The organism is Enterococcus sp. DIV1420a, from assembly GCF_051712165.1.
Classification (GTDB): Bacteria; Bacillota; Bacilli; order Lactobacillales; family Enterococcaceae; genus Enterococcus; species Enterococcus faecalis.
Window position 1 is genome coordinate 1,011,081 of record NZ_JBIOOI010000002.1, and the last position, 17,158, is coordinate 1,028,238.

Sequence of the window (17,158 nt, forward strand, 5' to 3'; positions counted from 1 at the left end):
ATTATTGTTCTCTAAGACACAGAAAGAATCTTGTGATTAAAATAAAAATATATAAAATAGAAGAAATTTAGAGACTAGCTTCTATTTTATATATTTTTTTGTTTTAGAAATTTAGTTGGTTTATTAGAATTTTAGGAAAAATTTTACGAAAAGTGTCGCAAAAATGGCTCCTAAAAACGGTGCAGTTCCGGGAACAATCAACCCATATTGCCAATCATTATTGGTTTTATTTTTGATTGGTAAAAGTTGATAGGCGATACGAGGACCTAAATCACGTGCTTGATTCATTGCGAATCCTGTAGTACCACCTAGCCCCATGCCGATTGCCCAAACAAGCAAGCCAACAGCAATGGGTAGTTGTGTTTCGTAGGAATGTGCAATCGCTAAAATAGATGTTAAAAAAATGAATGTTGCAAAAGTTTCAACAAAATAGTTTCTTGGTAAATTTCGTTGGTTCGGATTTGTAGAAAAAATATTACGAATAGCGATTGGATCGACACTATCGGCGGATAGCTTGAAATGATCAGCATACATAATATAAACAATGACGGCGCCACAAATGCCGCCTAACATTTCAGCGATGACATAGGGAATGAAGTAAGACCATGGAATCATTCCTAAAATAGCTTGAGCGAGGGCCATTGCTGGATTAATACAGACTCCGCCAAAGACGAACAGAACAACAGAGATTCCAAAAGCCCAAGTAGTGATTGCAAACATGTGACCAGAACCAGCGTATTTTGTTCGTTTTAGGACATCGTCGCAGTGAACACCTACCCCAAATACGATCATTAATGCAGTTCCCATAAATTCTGATAAGATATGATGAAACATAAGATAAAGCTCCTTTAATCAATAGTTTTGTTATTTAATGTTTGGACGAGGCGATAGACTTCCTCGATTGTAAAATTATATTGTTTAGCAATTCGTTCACAATCTTGGTATTCAATAGACTCTTTCAATAGGCCATGATAATGATTTTTTTTAATATGGACCTTACCAAAAGGTGTTTCCAAGATTTTGAAAGAACGGTCCATCACACTACGTTCCATTGTTTGAAAACGCATACCAATTGTAGAAGTATGTTTAAAGAGTAGTTCTGTAAAATATTCTTTTTCCTCTGTTGTTGTTAAAACCGTTAATAGAATGGCACTTCGGTTTTTTTTCATATGAATGGGCGTGAAAAAAACATCTAGAGCACCATGTTCCAATAATAGATCCATTACGTAACCTAACTGTTCAGGAGTTTGATTGTCTATATTTGTTTCAATTTTTAAGACTTGGTCATGGTGTTCTGTCCTCTTTTTTTTACTATGTGTTTCAGTAAAGATTGATCCTCTGAGGGCATTGAACTTGCCTGTTTCCCGTTTGCCAAATCCGTAACCTATTTTTTCAATTAATCGTTGTTCTGGTGCGACAAATAGAGGACTAAGTTCTTTAAAAATAGCTAAGCCAGTCGGTGTGACAAGTTCAGTTTTTATCTCAAAGTCTTGTTGAATGATTAAATTTGTTTCTTTACGTAATTCCATCACCGCAGGAACTGGTATTGGCATGACTCCATGGGCAATTGTGATAGTGCCACTTCCATCTGTAATTGGCGTTGAATAGACTTGTTCAATCTCTAACTGTTCCCATAAGATAAAAAAGCCAACGATGTCAGCAATTGAATCAATTGCTCCGACTTCATGAAAATGAATAGTGTCAATTGTTTGTTGATGAACAGCAGCTTCAGCTTTTGCAATGTCATAGAAAACATTTTTACTATGTTTTTTTACAAAATTGGACAAGTCGCTTTTTTCAATTAATGTATAAATATCTTTTAAATTTCTAGAATGGCTATGATGATGTGCATGTTCTTTCGTTTCATGATGTTCATTTTCGTGGTGAGGAGAGAGACTGTGTTTTATACCGTAATCCTTTTTTCCATGTTGTAGGAGAACATCGAAATCTGTTCCGTAAATACAACTTTTAGCAATTCGTTGGGCTTGAATGGTGAACCCATCGATGGGAAGTTTTTTTAATTCGATTAACAGTTTGTTTAAATCCCCGCCTAAGTCAAGCAACAATCCATTTAACATATCACCACTAAGACCAGAAAATGGTTCTAAAAATAAGCTTTTCATAGTGAAGACTCCTTTATTTGATTAATCATACTTGCATTATAAGCGGCACCAAACCCGTTATCTATGTTGACTACACTAACGCCAGAGGAACAACTATTTAGCATTCCTAAAAGAGCAGTCAGTCCTTGGAAATTGCTGCCGTAGCCTATGCTAGTAGGGACGGCAATCACTGGCACGCTAACTAGTCCGCCTAACACGGACACCAGTGCGCCTTCCATGCCTGCAATCACAATAACCGCCGAAGCCTGTTGAATCTCATCTAGGTGAGCGAACAAACGATGAATGCCAGAAACGCCTACATCATAGATACGTTTTATTTGATTCCCGAAAGTTTCTGCAGTGATTGCTGCTTCTTCAGCAACGGACATGTCTGACGTTCCAGCAGTAACTATCGCAATATAGTTTTTTGTTGTAGTCTCCATTTGGTTGATAACGAAACAACGTGCAAGTTCATAGTAGGTTCCATGAGGAAAGTTCGACTCTAAAGGTTGGGCTTTTTGTTGTGAAACGCGAGTAACTAAGATTGTATTGTTTTCTTTTCTTAAGCTATTGATAATTTTGATGAGTTGCTCAATTGTTTTCCCTTCCCCGTAAACGACTTCTGGATACCCAGTTCTTTCTTTGCGCTGCGTATCAATTTTTGCAAAGTCTAATTCGCAAAAGCCATTTAATTTGTTTGTTGCTTCTTCTAAAGATAATTTTCCCTCTTTAAAAGCTCCTAAAATTTCTTTCGGTTGCATAATACAACGCTCCTTATTCCTGATTTCTCAAGGATCATTATTCTACAATGACAGACAAGCCATCTCGAATCACAGTCACTTTTGCATTTAGACCTTCTCTTTCAAATGCTCGCTCTAATGCTTCATCAAACGTTTTTGCTATTTCCATATGCATCGAAGTGATAAGCTCAGGATCAACAAGATCTGAAACAAAAATTATATGATGATGAACTAAAATTCGCGCTAAAATTTGCGAAGTCCATTGATCTGGCACGGTTTCTAATCGTGGTGTATGGATGGCTGCTTCTAAAAATTCGTTTGGATTTTTAACATTGGCAATATTTTCATAAAAACCTTCACCACCGTGACCATCACGACACCCAGCGACCATAATAATGACACCGCCGTCTTTATTGGTTGCTTCTGCAGCGGTCATCCCTTTAACTGCTTGATAAATGTTTTGATCAAGTGGAAATCCGCCATTCGTTGAAACCGCAATGTCGCAAGGTATTTTTTTGACACGGGCAATTTCTTTTACAAAGTTACAACCAACTTTATGCGCTTCAACCATATCGCCTGCAAAGGAACCAATAATTTTTTTGTCACCATCTAAAACGACATTAACAATAAAAGCTAGATTCGCTTTAGCGGCAGCGTAGACCATGTCATTATGAATCGGATTATCCGTTAAATTTCCTGTCCGTGAGTTGGAGGAATCAATAAATTCTCCAGAATGGTTAGCCATGATGGTTTTATAAGAAGCAATTCCAGGTAAAACAGATTTACGTCCACCAGAAAATCCTGCAAAAAAGTGTGATTCAATAAACCCTTCGGCCAGCAGTAAATCTGCTTCTGCTGCAATGCGATTAATGATACAATCGCCCCCTGAAGGTAGTTGACCGATTTTGACCATTGAGGAATCATCAGTAGACATATGCATAACGATTTCTTCATTCTCTACAATCGCTTTACCATATTTGCTAATCAGTTCTTCTCGTGTAGAAGGGCGATGAAAGCCTGTAGCAACTAAAATTCGGATTCTAGCTGTTTTGTTCACTGAACGAATTCTACGCAAAATAATTGGGGTGATAATATGTGAAGGAACGGGACGTGTGTGATCGGAACTAATGAGGACAATGTCTTTTTTACCCTTAGCTAATTCTTCTAATGGAAGGCTTCCAATAGGATTGTCCAGCGATTTTTCGACTGTTTCTTTCTCAGTATATGGATTTGAAAAATGTTCAGCTTTTGATTCGAGAAGCCCAATAAAATTTTTATCGGGAATTCTTGCAGTAATCATTTTCTTGTCATAAGGTAGGTTAATTTCTACCATAGCAATCATCTCCTAAGTAATATTTTACGAGACTAAGTATAATGAAATTTAGGAATCACACAGTCCTTATTGTGGGTAACATTTGCTAACAAAAGGTTGGTGAGAGTGTTTATAATAGTTAACGAATCAAACAGAAACTTAGTCAAAGGAGTGACAATTATGGAGTCAGATTATCTTACAGCTTTCTTAGATAGAAAGAAGACGCCGATTATCAAAAAAAAACGCCATACTTATCTCGCTTATCATGGATTGGAGGAAGCGTACACCTATGTATTAAAGAAAGGGGTCGTTAAGACGAGTATTATTTTAAAGGATGGACGAGAATTTAATCTGTCGTATATTGTGTCTCCTGACATTATTTCATTGTTACGTGATGAAGTATCAAATTATACATCTGCTCCTTTTAATATCCGCATTGAGTCGGAAGAGGCTAGCTTTTATCGGATACCAAGGACTGTATTTTGGGAATATGTTAGAGAAGATGCTGTTCTTCAAGATTATGTACGGGATTACTACCGAGCAAAATTATCGGAGAGTATTAGTTCCTTACAGAATATGACAATGAATGGTAAGAAAGGGGCTGTTTGTACTTTTATTTACCAATTAATTGATTTGTTTGGTGTACAGACAGAGGAAGGAATATTAATTGATTTTCAAGTAACTAATGAGGATATTGCGGGGTTTTGCGGGATTTCAACGAGAAATAGCGTAAACCGAATTATCCATGATTTAAAAGAGGAAAAAGTCATCGATATCAAAAAACAAAAAATTGTGATTTACGATCAAAGTTATTTAGCTGATTATATTGATCGATAAGATAGGAGTCTGACGAACATGCATATTCCAGAAAATTATTTAAGCCCACAAACTTGCGCAGTGATGGGCGCGATTATGGTACCTGTCTGGTACCGCGCGGTAAAAAAAGTTGACGTTCAAATTAAATTAAAAAAAGATACAGGGACCATGTTAGGGATTTCCTCCTCCTTGTCATTTTTAATAATGATGTTTAATTTGCCAGTACCTGGTGGAACAACTGCGCACGCTGTTGGGGCTGTTCTCATCGCATTATTGATGGGACCTTGGGCCGCGACGCTGTCTGTTTCGGTGGCTTTACTATTACAGGCTTGTTTATTTGGTGATGGTGGTATATTAGCTTTTGGTGCAAACGCCTTTTCTATGGCGTTTGTGATGCCATTCGTGGGATATGGAGTTTATAAGCTAGTTACGCGTGTAAAAAAATTTGAAACAATGGGTCTTTTCTTAGCTGGGTATCTTGGTGTAAATGTGGCGGCATTTTCTACTTCTGTATTATTAGGTATCCAACCCTTACTATTCCATGAAGCGAATGGTACGCCACTTTATAACCCATATGGTCTTTCTATAACTATACCAGCAATGATGAGTGTCCATCTGTTAGTAATAGGAATTGTTGAAGGTCTCTTTACCGTGTGTGTCTATAATTTTGTAAAAAGTGTGTCAAAAGATGCAATTTTTATCGAAGAAAAGAAGAAAAGGACTCCGTTGTTGCGATTAAAGAGACTGTTATTGGTCATGGTAATTTTATGTCCATTAGGTTTGATTGATCATGCCACTGCTTGGGGTGAATGGGATTTATCTGAATTAGTCAAGAATTTAAAACAGAATCATTTGCCTGCAGTACAACCAAAAGGTATGGTGAATGGTTTTTCATTTCATGCACTTTTCAGTGATTACTTTATTCCAGGACTGCCATTAGCACTTGGGTATATTTTAAGTGGCGTAACAGCCATAATCGTTTTTTTACTCATTTTTCGTTTATTTAATGGAAGAAGGCAAAGTTGATGCCTGAATGGATGAAAGAATCTTCCACGTCCTTTGAACCTAATAAAAAAGAAACCTTTATGCTTAAAAATCGAAAAGGAATCCTTTTTTTATTAAATAAATTTCAGGTGAGTGGGAAACGCAATAAGACTATTCTCAGTGATATACACCCAGCAATTCAACTGATCAGTACTTTTTTACTAATTGTTTTAATCAGCACTACACAAAAAGTTCTTGTTTTGTGGCTCTTAGGCATCTACCTAGGCATGTTACTTTTAGTTGAAAAACCAACTATTCTACGAAACATTGTCAAAAAAGCTAGTATCCTCATTTTGATGCCGCTGATTATCTATTTACCGATCTTTTTTTTAGGTCAATTTAGTTTATTATTTATTGTTCATTTGTTTTTTTTAGCCATAGTGATTAGTCAATATATGGAAACAACCAACATGAATCAATTTATAGCAGCATTAAAAATCTTTCATTTTCCGAATATAATACTTTTACAATTAGATATTACGATTAAATATATCTTTTTCTTTGGAAATCTCTTAATCCAACTGCTTGCCGCTGTAGAAGCTAGAGCAGTTGGTGGGAATATCCAGTTGAGTACGGGTAGTAATTTAATCAGTCTTATTTCTTTAAAATCTTTTACGTATGGGAAAAAGTTGAACATGGTGATGGAAGCAAGAGGATATACTGGTCAATATTATCGAGTAAAGCAACCATTAAAAACGAAAGATTTTTTGGTTAGTATTGCCTATCTTTTATTTTTCGGGGGGTTGCTTTATTTAGGGAGGAACTAATATGTATCGAGTAAATCATTTGGTTTATCGCTATCAAACGAAGCCTGTTTTTTCGCCTTGTAATTTGGAAATAGCCAGAGGAGAATATCTGGTTTTGATGGGAGATAACGGCAGTGGCAAATCCACTTTTTTAAATTTGCTCGCAGGTTTTTTAAAACCTTCCGAGGGAACGATTTATTTTATGGAACAATCATTAACGGCCTGGAAAAAAGACCCTATTCATAAAAAGAAGTATTATGCTCATTTGGGTATATTATTTCAAGAGACGGACACACAATTATTTAATGCAACAGTTTATGACGAATTGGCATTTGGCCCTAGACAGCTCCAACTATCCGAGCATGAAACAGCAAAAAGAATTAATGATTGTTTGAATTTATTAAAAATTACCCATTTAAGCAATCAAGTGCCTTATCAATTATCGGGAGGAGAAAAGAAAAAAGTGGCTTTTGCTAGTCTGTTAGTAATGAATCCAGACGTGTATTTATTAGATGAGCCGTTTGCTGGGTTGACAAAAGAATCGGAAAAATTATTTAAAAAGATAATAAAAAATCTGCATCAACTTGGTAAAACAATTATCCTTTCCACCCATGACTATTTGAGTATTTGCGAGGAAGCTGATTCCATTTTATTGTTTGATTCGGTTGTCACAAGGTACTCAAAGGAAGAGATAGAAGCCAATGCTAACTTGTTACAACATTTAAAACGGTATTAAGTGTACAAATATTGACAATAATTGATACTATGAATCGTGATTTTTTCTAATGTGGAGATGTCTATAATTAATTATGTAAAAGAAAATCAATAGGAGATGGTTTAAATGTCTGTCATGAAAACGAAAGAACAAAATTTAGTTCGCGAGTTACAAAAAATGGATAAGTTGGCTGTTGCATATTCAGGTGGAATTGATAGCTCTTACTTGCTAAAAAAAGCTTTGGACACTTTAGGTGCTGAAAATGTACTTGCGGTTGTTGTAAATTCAGAATTATTTTCTGATGATGAGTTTGATAAAGCGGTTGATTTAGCTAATGGGTTGGGAGCAAATGTGTTAGGCCTTGAAATGAGCGAATTAGCGGATGATAGAATTGTTGCAAATAACCCTAATAGCTGGTTCTACAGTAAAAAATTATTATATAAAACTATTCGTTCGGCTATTCAGAAAGAGGGATTTGATGTTCTGGCCGATGGGATGATTATGGATGATAATACTGACTTTCGTCCTGGATTAAGAGCAAGAGATCAAGAAGGGGTCATCAGTCCGCTACAACAAGCTAAATTATATAAAATTGAAATACGTCAACTTGCTAAAGACGCAGGTATTTCCAATTGGAGTAAAGTTGCCTCATGTAGCATTGCTTCAAGAATTCCTTATGGCATTAAGTTAACACGCTCAGCTATTGATCAAGTATTTGCTAGTGAAAAATATTTACGGGAAATAGGTTTTCCAATTGTCCGTGTCAGAGCACATCATGATTTAGCACGGATTGAAATTCCAGAAGACAAACTTTCTCTGTTATTAGAAAACAGAGAAAAAATTGCAGATTATCTTAAAAAACAAGGATTTAATTATGTAACTTTTGACTTAGAAGGATTTAAATCTGGCCGAATGAATGATATCCTCACAGAAACTGAAAAAAAAGTTTTTTGTGAATGTTAGACAGATAAGTTTATAAAATTGAGTCGGTGTAACGGAGTCAGGACAGGGGTATTCCGTTACAAAAACCAAGTTTTCTGCTCGATTAGGTCGGTTGTTTTCATTGATTACTCTGCCAGTAGTTTATTAACTTTTAAGCCTAGGAAAAATTCCCTTTGGATTTTTCCTAGGCTTTTTGTCTATTTAATCATTTGATATTTGCTAAAAAGAAATTAGCTGTAGAATTTTTTAAGATTACCAGTGATTGTTCAATTTGAGGAAAATAAATGGATTGTTTGGACTGGTTGATTAGTCGATTATTTTTGGGATTCGTGAGTGAAAGTATTTGCTGTGAATAGTTAAATAACTCAGTGTTTAGTGTGTCCGGCCTAACTGGCGTTAATTTTTTTAAGTAGTGTTGTGTTTTCATAAGTTCTAAAAGAAGCTCTTCCATAGCAGTTTGCATTTCCAACAGTTGATCATTTAGTTGTTTTTGTTGCATTAAGCTTTCAGCAGAGGCATCGTTACTATAAATAGGAGATTCAAGAACAATTTCTTGAATAGAATAGTTTACTCTACGTTGTACTCGATAAGCTAGTACCCAAGCATCACTTGGTAACGTGGTCTCTTCATTGATTAACGCTAGCAAAATAGAGCTGATCGTTTTTGACCAACTATTGATATTTTTACGTAATACTTGACTATGCCATGTTGGGAAAATAAAAAACATAACAAAAGCAATCAGCGCACCAATAATTACATCAAAAACTCTTGTATAGCCTGCAGAACTACCACCTAATGTGAAAGTTAACCAAGTGGTCACACTTAGCATTAGAAATGCTTGACTTAATTTACGGACGGTTTCATACAATATAACTAGCAAACAAGACAATAGCATTGGCCATAAAGGATTTAGGTTTGTTAAGTTAGCAATTAATTGAGACAAAAAAATGCCTAAACAACCACCTAAAATAGAACCAATAGTTCTTGAAGTGATTTTACCGAGTGTACCATGATAACCTGGCATAACCATTAAACAACCAGAAATAACTACCCAGAATTCGTGATTAGCTAAAGGCAAAGGGTACATGTAATTAAGAATAAGCGAACAAAAATGACACACTAAACCTGTTAAAGCTAAACGAATTGCGAATCTAGCAGAGCTGCCTTTGTAAGAATGAAGGATCTCTTTGGCTTCTGCAAGTCCTTCTTTTGTGGGTAAGAAAGATTTAAATGAGATTTTTTTAAAGGATTGTTCGTTTTGTATCAGAAGGATTGCTGATTTTATTTCGGTGTTTGCTGAAGCAAATTCTTGAAGAGGTAGGGTTAATTGTTCTCCTTTTAAAAAGAGTTGAATTGCTTTTAAAGCAGGAAGATTTTCAGCTGCATTGGTTGAATCTAACGAGCCTGCAATTGCATCTGCTTGTGAAACCAAGGGATAAATCCATGGTGTTTTTTGATGATTGACCCAGGGCATTGTTTCAACAGATTCGCGTACTTTTATTCTGAAATGGACATAGCGTGCGGGTTTTCCTTGTGCTAATAAATATAATTGTTCATATAAATCGGCTACTAATTTTCGTGCTTCATTATTTTGCGGCTTAGAATAAAGACAATAGAACAAACAAAGGATGGACATACCTAAAATTATTGCACCCAGACCTTCAAAAGTTTGACCAATAGACAAATTGCCTTTTAATTGCGCACCAGCTAGTAAAGAAATGGTCCCAAAGAGACATCGAATATACAGACCAATACTAAAGTTTCTCACAATCCCTGAAAAATACAAACCAAGGACGAATAATAAAATAATGAATATACTTGACGACTGTAAAAGTATCCCCAGACTGGCACCAAGAAAAATCATTAAAATACCATCTATGGCACTTCTTTGTGGAGAGCTATGTCGTGGTAAGACACAAATTACAGTGCCCAAAAAGCTACCAACATTTACTAAAACAAAAGCGAAAGGAAAGACTATTGTTAGAACAGCACCAACAGCATTTGCAATAATGATACTAAGAACAAGAGCAAACCAGTTCTGTCTTGTATCAAAAGTTAGTATAGGACGACTATACGCCCAAGACGATTCTAAGAAGACCTCAAAAAATTTTTTGATAGATAATTTCACAAAACATTCCTTCTTTAAAAATTTATTAAAAGCTAAAAAATTATTCCTCTGCTAGTATACACCTCTAAAATTTTTTTTCAAATTTGCTCTTTTTAAGAAAACTCACAATTATAAGCCAACATTAAGTTTAGCCATATATTTTTGTTGAATAAATTCTGTAAGCTCATGCCAACTTTCTTCATTTTCAATGGAATCTAAGTAGAAAATATCTTGATTAGAAGTAGCTTTTTCGAAGGAATCTGTGATGATGATATCCGCATTTGTGAAGTCTTCGGTAATAGAGATTGCGTTTGTATTATATAAGGAGGATAACCGTGTTTTAATAAAATAACTTGCATAAAAATCTTTGATAATTTGTAAATAGATTCTCACTTGTACTTTTTTTTCGGACACAGACAATGTGTAAAGCAGTTGACTGAGTAACTCTAAATGCGTTTCTTGGTGAACTAATTTTGCCACCGTTCCTTTTATTCGATTAAAGTATGCCACATCTGACGGAGTACAAATTTCTGGCTGCGGTAAATAAAGTGTTAAAAAAGTATAATAATTGCCCTCCGTTAAAAAGTACCAAGCATTAAAAATAGAAAGATAGTAAACGTATTGATAATCATGCTGATTTGTCAGTAAGTAGGCTACTTGCTTAAATAATTTTTTTGATAAGACACAATAAGGATGGTTAGATTCTATAAATAATTTTTCTATTTGTTTCGTTTGCTTTTCCGAAAAGATATAAGGGATAAAAATGCGAGATAAAAAATTAAAGTATAAAATTTCAGTTTTTCTTGTTTCGCATTGAATGTCAGCGAAAGAGTGTTCAAGAAAAAATAAAGTCACATGACTGTATTGATTGATCAGAATAAAAAAAGAATGCAGGTTTTTAGAGTGCGGCATCTTTAAGAAGTTTTGTGCACTTGTTCTAGTTTTAAATATCGCATATAAAATATAAAACGCTCTTTTCTTCATTCGGACATTTTTATAGGATCGTTCAAGAAGTTCATCGGGTAGACTTTTTTTTATTTCTTCAAGACTTATTTTAGAGAAAGGCCAAGCCAATTCTTGAAAGGAATCTTGTAGGAAAATGAAAGAAAACACTCGAATCGATAATTCATTGCCAGTTAATTGATAAATACCCTTAATACTAACGATTACTATATCAAAAATTTTAAAAAAGTTATTCAGTTGTTTCGTGATTTTTACCAGATAATGTTCAGAAATATATAAAACTTTAATTAATTCGTTTTTATCAATGGAAGAATGTGTGACCAATTGTACGCAATAATTAAATTGTACATTGTTTTTTAAAAGATTGAGTTTTAACGTGTAGGCGTATTCGACCGCGCTTTTTCGGTACGCTGGATTTACACAAACAATGCCATTATTGTTAGAGACAATAAAATGTTGGATTTGATAAGTATCCTCGAATTCTTGATTTATTTTTATCAGATTTTCCTTGACCGTTCTTTTTGAAATTTTTAAATTGGAAGAAATTTCATTTAATGACGTATGAGCTCGCTTCACTATGTAAAATAAAATTTCTAGCTCATTCGTTAGGTAGGATGGAAACATGTTATGGACCTCCAAAAGTAAAATTTAGGTTCATTGTAGTCTACTTTCTTTAAATTTTTGTATTGATATGTTAACACAAGCGCAATAAGAAGCGGCCATCACAATTAATGTACAGCCTTATACATTAATTGTGTGTGGCAAAGCAATTTCAATGTTGATAAGCTAGCAGTAGTTAGAATAATTATTATTTAGTTTCTAATTCCAAAAAAGGTCAAGGTGAGTAAGCAATGAAAAAAATCAACGAACAATTAAAAATGAAAATGCCAACCTACAAAAGAAAAAAAAGCATTGCTTATTTCTTTTACTCTTGTCTACTATTGGTATCGATTTCTTGTTTTTTGAGCGTGCATTTTCAAGAATGCGAGGCAGCTTCGCTCTATCAAGCGGGAGGGATAGCCATTGATTTGAGAACTGATTTACCTTATGGAATGGAGATAAGCCATGACGGTGGTAGTGGTCCTGATGGATCATTTGGAGGAAAATTACACGTAAAATTATACGGAACAGTGGACACTTCTCATACAGAAGCATTGAAGTTTCTTTCTTTTGGTACTGTAGGAATGCAATATGGACTGATGTTTCATTTGCCAGAAAATATAAGTGCAGATAATTTTAAAGCGGCTTATGACAAGGCTTTTGCGGATAATCCAGAAAATTTTTATTCAATTAGTGGACAAAAAAACACACAAATACCAATTGTTAACACAAAAGGAATGCGGACGTTTAACGGTTCTTCAGAAGATGGTTCACCGGGATGGGGTGATCCTGATCAAGATTATAGCGGAATTGATACTGAGCATCAGGTGATGTTTTGTGAACGGGGGGACACTATTAATTTTTCTTTTACTAAACTTTATGAAATTTGGCGACATGAACCTGACAAATCGGCCATAAAATTTGAACTTCATTTTGATTTAGATGTAGCTACTTTAATGAAGGATGGCGATTCAAAGGATTATTCCCTCAATAAAAATTTAACGAAACATCGCTTACCAGTATCAAATGTTTTGTCGGATGGCACTGAAAGTGATCAATTTTCGTTGTCGGCAGATTTTTTTGGTCGAACTTACGAATCAGATACAACGAATACGGTTAATCATAATTGGATATTGCTTAGTCCGGACATGTGGTTACGTGCGACAAGTTTAGCGGCAGCAGCAAAGCAAGATCCAAATAATTTGAATCATCAAATTATCACTGGAATCACTGGAAAAGTGGCTACTTGGTCTTCTTATATCTCGCCATGGGACAGCGGCGATAAAGACAATCCATTATCCAATTACAATACCCAAGATGCCTCTAAATATCCTGAAATACCTGAAAGCAAAACGATGTTACCAGGGGATTTTTTATCACCAAAGTTTACGATGAACCAAAGACAAGACAATCCGCTTAATTGGACAGATGGGTATGTTGCTCAACGGTTTGCGCGCGTAGTTAATTTTCATACTCACACAGTTGATCCTAAGGCCAATGTGAATGTCTCTTCACAACAGCAAAACGGGTTAACAACTTATTTGTTTAGTGGCAAAGATGGTTGTGGGCTGCCGTTAGTCAATCCGCCAGGAACGGATTCTTCAGAGCCCACAGATAAAACATATATGCGCGTCACAACAGATCCATACCAAGTGCCAAGTTTAGAAAAGGCAGCTTTTGTTAAAGGTCAAACAACATTTCACCCGCAACAAAAGATACCAGTAGAACTAACCGTTAAGGCTCCGACAACTAGAAAAGTTCAGATTGAAGAAAAAATTTCAGGTGCTGTCCAAACTGATTTTCATAAAATTGGGGAGCAAGATTTAAAAAATTTACCAGTCACAGATGATTGCGTTAGTTTTAACTGTTTAGCAGATGCTTTACCAACTTCAGGAGATTACACATTAACATTTAGAATTCTTGATGTTGATGATACATCTAAAAGCTACTCAAATGAGAAAAGTTTAGCTGTGCACATTGATCAAGCGCAAATTAAAGTTAAATCTCAAGATACGATTTATCAATATACTCAATGGCAACCAGAAAGTGAAGTGACTAGCTTACAAACACCAGATGGTAAAAAAGGTGATTTTCGAGACGTAAGTGTCACCATATATAAACTGGACGGAGAGCAAAAGGTCCCAGTAGATGCGGTGGATACAAAAGTGGTTGGTAAATATGAAATTGATTATAACTACCTAGGATTAGAGGCGCAGACTGCACTAGAAGTCATTCCCTCTTCAGCTCATATTGGTGCACATAACGGCAGCTTTTCTGTGGGGACGCCCTTCGATCCAAAACGTCTTTTTGATAGTGCAACAGATAATGATGGACAGTCCATTCCTTATAGTAAGATAACGATTCGCTATACGCCTAAGCAGGTAAACGATGAAGTAGCAGGCATCTATAGAATTACTTATGATATCTCTAAAATAGTAGGTTTTAGTAAAAGTATTACTGTTGATTGGACCTACTATTACTCTAATCGTCTAGACTTTTATCACTTATCTGAACAACTAATGCCTTTTGAGAACGTAAAATTTAATGGCCAAGATCAAACACAGACATTAAAAAGTTGTGAGATGAACATTGAAGATACGGGGGATCCTAATCGGACAACTGGCTGGCAGCTTGAAGTAGCCTATAATTTAAATGATCAGAAAACACAAGCGTGGAAAGACGCAGGGCTTGATCTCACGCTAAATCCAAAGTCAGTCGATTATGTAACAACTGAGCAAAATATTATGGTTAACGATGAGCAACAATTAGTAGCTGATGTAAGTAACCAATCTATCAAAAATAAAAAAGTTTTGACGAAATTACAATTATTGCCCACATTAACTATTTCAAAAGTCACACCTGCTGATAAATATGAAGCTCAGTTAATTTGGAACTTAGAAGCAACACCGTAAGGGAAGAGGGAATAGCTGTGAAATGGTTTATCTATGATTTATTGTTTGTTGCCTTTATTCTCGGTTTGCCAATTCAAGCACAAGCTGAAGACAAGACAACTGACGCACAAGCTGGCACAAAAGTCATGGTAATAGTGAAAGAGAGTGAGGATATTGTTCCACATCCCAATGAGCTTATACCTCAGACTAACGATATGCCAACTTCACGAGGACAACCTAATTTTTTACCAAAAACAAACGAGATTACGTCTCAAGAGACGATTTTAGGAATCGTGGTACTCGGAAGTACATTAATCGTTGGACTTTATAAAGAAAAGAGGAAAAATAATGAATAAAAAAATAATTGGTTTAACTGTCACTTTAGGAACGGGGATTTTTTTAATTGGACAACAAACTGTGAATGCGGCTGATAATACCAATACTACAGCGAATGTGTCGGTTTTGGGTGGCGGATTAACCATTACACCATTAGCACAAATTAACTTTGGGACGGTGACAAAAGACGGCCAAGATCATACGCAACCAGATCAAAGCAAGTCGCAACTTATCATTAATGATAATCGTGGGACAACGAATACAGGTTGGTATCTGACAGCGAATTTAGAAGATAAAGGAAAAGGTGTCACCGGCTTAGACGGAATGACACTTCATTTAGACACTAAAAAACCTGACGGATCTTCTGAAAAAGGTACCTTTACGGGCGTTGATTTAACCACAGATGCTTCAACCATTATTTCGCTAGATAAAAGTGATATCCGTTTATCAGACACTGTCACGACAGCCGATTTAAATGCAACGTTAAATATACCTAAAAGTATTGCTGCAAATACCTACTCTGGGACCATCGTCTGGAATGCCATCGATGGAGCACCCGCCTAAGAATTTAACATAAAACGATGTAAGAAAACGAGGCAGATAAATTGAAAAGAATTTTAAAGATACTTTTTATATTGACTATTCTCTGTTTAGGTGGAGCGATGCGTGCCTGGGCAGATCCGTCTAATACCAATAGTTCAGCAACAATTGACAATGCGAATGCGTATACAGTCACACCCGTTTTCGGAGCAACTCAAAATAACAAAACCAGTAATTTTTTTGATATGACATTAACTCCGAAACAAAAAGATACATTCAAATTAACGATAACCAATACTACGCCGAACCCTCAAAAATTTAAAGTTCAGGTAAATACAGCAACAACAAATAGTAATGGGATAGTTGACTATACAAAAAGTAGCTTTGAAAAAGATCCATCGATGAGTTTGGTACTTAGTGATTTGATTAGTCCCAATAGGAAGGACATTAGTGTTCCTGGTAAACAATCACAAACGATTGATTTTCAAATAACGATGCCAGAAAAGTTATTCTCAGGAATTTTATTAGGTGGAGTGACGATTCGACCTGTAGAGATAGCTGGGGACCAAAGCAAGGGTGGGATTCAAAATGTTTATATGCATACGATTGCTATTCGGGTGAATGAAACAGCAGAGACCATACCTGCAAAATTGGAAAGTGGTTCTGTTAAAATTGGGCAAATTAACCGCCACAATACTGTTTCGATGGAAATTAAAAATCCACAGCGGAAGTTATTGTCAAAAGTCGAAGGAGATTTTTTTGTTAAAGAAAAAGGAACAAACAAAACGATCATTCACGAAAAGAAAAATAATCTGAGTTTTGCACCAAACACAAGGTTTGACCTACCTATTTTACTGAAAGATTCGTTTAAACCTGGAGACTATACCTATACCATTAAGTTGAAAAACCATGAGGGGAGCTGGACGTTCTCAAAAGATTTCACGATAAACAAAAAGCAAGCTGATCAGTATAATAAGCGTTCTGTTGATCATAAAGTCAAAAACCTTCACTGGCTTAAGTACCTCATGGCCTTTTTAATTCTAGTTATTTTAGGTACCGTCTGCTATATCTTGGGAAAAAAGAAGGGGAAAATGAGGTTGTAAAACCTGCCTTTAAAATAGTTGACAATTATGCAGAAAAAATCATGCCAGTATGAATTATCTATGACATAAGGGAAGAATAGCTGTCTAGCAAGGATAAATTGTCAAATTAGCGTTAATTTACGCAAGTCATTGGTGTTCCTTATTTTGGAAAGTAGTATTATACTATTATTGTTCAATGATTCACAATAGAAACAAGGAGGA

The 17,158-nt window shown here is 35.5% G+C and carries 15 protein-coding genes; 9 read left to right on the forward strand and 6 right to left on the reverse strand.

Translation table 11 applies throughout. The features are described from left to right. Nucleotides 1–123: 123 nt before the first annotated feature. From larD to larA, 4 genes are read right to left on the reverse strand one after another with little or no spacing between them, the layout of a single operon-like run. Entirely contained in the window at nt 124–834 is a 711-nt protein-coding gene (larD, locus tag IGI80_RS16220; RefSeq protein WP_002357197.1) for a D/L-lactic acid transporter LarD, read from the reverse strand. A 14-nt stretch (nt 835–848) separates the two neighbouring features. Then, nucleotides 849–2,123: a nickel pincer cofactor biosynthesis protein LarC gene (gene larC, locus IGI80_RS16225; protein WP_438724178.1), complete on the reverse strand. Its 1,275-nt coding sequence runs from the start codon at nt 2,121–2,123 to the stop codon at nt 849–851. Beyond that, nucleotides 2,120–2,863, reverse strand: coding sequence for a nickel pincer cofactor biosynthesis protein LarB (gene larB / locus IGI80_RS16230; RefSeq protein ID WP_002362000.1), 744 nt, complete (start codon nt 2,861–2,863; stop codon nt 2,120–2,122). Before larB ends, larC begins: the two co-directional genes overlap by 4 nt. Nucleotides 2,864–2,900: 37 nt before the next feature. Continuing rightward, the gene (larA, locus tag IGI80_RS16235; RefSeq protein ID WP_010826125.1) at nt 2,901–4,175 is read right to left on the reverse strand and encodes a nickel-dependent lactate racemase; all 1,275 of its coding nucleotides are present in this window, start codon (nt 4,173–4,175) and stop codon (nt 2,901–2,903) included. A 159-nt stretch (nt 4,176–4,334) separates the two neighbouring features. On the opposite strand from larA, the gene IGI80_RS16240 reads away from it, so the two are divergent. The 5 genes from IGI80_RS16240 to larE all read left to right on the forward strand — a co-directional run bounded on the left by IGI80_RS16240 (nt 4,335) and on the right by larE (nt 8,438). Further along, nucleotides 4,335–4,991 carry a Crp/Fnr family transcriptional regulator gene (locus IGI80_RS16240; RefSeq protein WP_002361998.1) on the forward strand — a complete coding sequence of 219 codons (657 nt, stop codon included), beginning with the start codon at nt 4,335–4,337 and terminating at the stop codon, nt 4,989–4,991. A gap of 18 nt (nt 4,992–5,009) precedes the next feature. Then, entirely contained in the window at nt 5,010–5,996 is a 987-nt protein-coding gene (gene cbiM / locus IGI80_RS16245) for a cobalt transporter CbiM (protein ID WP_002361997.1), read from the forward strand. Beyond that, nucleotides 5,996–6,781: an energy-coupling factor transporter transmembrane component T family protein gene (locus IGI80_RS16250; RefSeq protein WP_085366425.1), complete on the forward strand. Its 786-nt coding sequence runs from the start codon at nt 5,996–5,998 to the stop codon at nt 6,779–6,781. The genes cbiM and IGI80_RS16250 overlap by 1 nt, the downstream gene beginning before the upstream one ends. Nucleotide 6,782: 1 nt before the next feature. Continuing rightward, on the forward strand, nt 6,783–7,496 hold the full coding sequence (locus tag IGI80_RS16255) for an ABC transporter ATP-binding protein (protein WP_002394538.1): 714 nt from the start codon (nt 6,783–6,785) through the stop codon (nt 7,494–7,496). Nucleotides 7,497–7,601: 105 nt separating this feature from the next. Then, nucleotides 7,602–8,438, forward strand: coding sequence for an ATP-dependent sacrificial sulfur transferase LarE (gene larE / locus IGI80_RS16260; RefSeq protein ID WP_002374609.1), 837 nt, complete (start codon nt 7,602–7,604; stop codon nt 8,436–8,438). Between the two features lie 184 nt (nt 8,439–8,622). On the opposite strand, the gene IGI80_RS16265 is transcribed toward larE, so the two are convergent. Then, entirely contained in the window at nt 8,623–10,545 is a 1,923-nt protein-coding gene (locus tag IGI80_RS16265) for an FUSC family protein (protein ID WP_438724179.1), read from the reverse strand. Between the two features lie 108 nt (nt 10,546–10,653). Continuing rightward, nucleotides 10,654–12,111, reverse strand: coding sequence for a helix-turn-helix domain-containing protein (locus IGI80_RS16270; RefSeq protein ID WP_002394536.1), 1,458 nt, complete (start codon nt 12,109–12,111; stop codon nt 10,654–10,656). A 227-nt stretch (nt 12,112–12,338) separates the two neighbouring features. Here IGI80_RS16270 and IGI80_RS16275 point away from each other — a divergent pair, with 227 nt between their 5' ends. The 4 genes from IGI80_RS16275 to IGI80_RS16290 all read left to right on the forward strand — a co-directional run bounded on the left by IGI80_RS16275 (nt 12,339) and on the right by IGI80_RS16290 (nt 16,957). Next, the gene (locus IGI80_RS16275) at nt 12,339–14,999 is read left to right on the forward strand and encodes a bacterial Ig-like domain-containing protein (RefSeq protein WP_438724180.1); all 2,661 of its coding nucleotides are present in this window, start codon (nt 12,339–12,341) and stop codon (nt 14,997–14,999) included. Further along, nucleotides 14,975–15,334, forward strand: a complete 360-nt coding sequence (locus IGI80_RS16280; RefSeq protein WP_002397402.1) for a hypothetical protein — start codon at nt 14,975–14,977, stop codon at nt 15,332–15,334. The genes IGI80_RS16275 and IGI80_RS16280 overlap by 25 nt, the downstream gene beginning before the upstream one ends. After that, nucleotides 15,327–15,878 (forward strand): hypothetical protein, encoded by a 552-nt coding sequence (locus IGI80_RS16285; protein WP_002357217.1) that lies wholly within the window; start codon nt 15,327–15,329, stop codon nt 15,876–15,878. The genes IGI80_RS16280 and IGI80_RS16285 overlap by 8 nt, the downstream gene beginning before the upstream one ends. A 98-nt stretch (nt 15,879–15,976) precedes the next feature. Beyond that, nucleotides 15,977–16,957, forward strand: coding sequence for a DUF916 and DUF3324 domain-containing protein (locus IGI80_RS16290; protein ID WP_002379535.1), 981 nt, complete (start codon nt 15,977–15,979; stop codon nt 16,955–16,957). Nucleotides 16,958–17,158: the final 201 nt, after the last annotated feature.